The organism is Acinetobacter sp. SH024, assembly GCF_000163635.1.
Taxonomy (GTDB): domain Bacteria; phylum Pseudomonadota; class Gammaproteobacteria; order Pseudomonadales; family Moraxellaceae; genus Acinetobacter; species Acinetobacter pittii.
The window spans coordinates 1-652 of the sequence record NZ_GG753604.1 but is presented as its reverse complement, the minus strand read 5'-3'; the positions used below and the strand labels follow the sequence as shown (position 1 = coordinate 652).

1 pseudogene is annotated in these 652 nt (G+C 52.3%); it reads left to right on the top strand.

Annotated features, from left to right (window positions below):
* A pseudogene (locus HMPREF0013_RS24745) lies at positions 1-652 on the top strand (Ig-like domain-containing protein); the annotation flags it as partial.

The following is a 652-nucleotide window of genomic DNA, read 5'->3' as shown; positions in this document are numbered from 1 at the left end:
AATTGATACCACCGCACCAAATGCACCTGTACTTGATCCAATCAATGCAACTGACCCAGTGAGCGGTACAGCAGAACCTGGTTCAACAGTGACTGTGACATATCCTGATGGCACCACTGCAACAGTCGTGGCAGGCACAGACGGAACATGGTCAGTACCAAACCCGGGCAACCTGGTGGATGGCGATACGGTTACAGCAACAGCACTGACCCTGCAGGCAATACTTCATTGCCAGGTACAGGCACAGTCTCTGCCGACATTACACCGCCAGTGGTTGCTACTTGATGATGTGTTGACGAATGACAGTACACCTGCACTCACTGGTACAGTGAACGATCCGACAGCCACTGTGGTTGTCAATGTGGATGGTGTTGACTATCCGGCAGTGAACAATGGTGACGGCACCTGGACACTTGCAGACAATACACTTCCTGCGTTAACTGATGGTCCACACACCATTACCGTGACTGCAACAGATGCAGCAGGCAATGCAGGTACAGATACAGCAGTGGTGACCATTGATACCACCGCACCAAATGCACCTGGTACTTGATCCAATCAATGCAACTGACCCGGTGAGCGGTACAGCAGAACCTGGTTCTACAGTGACTGTGAGCTTCCCTGACGGCACCACTGCAACAGTCGTGGCAGG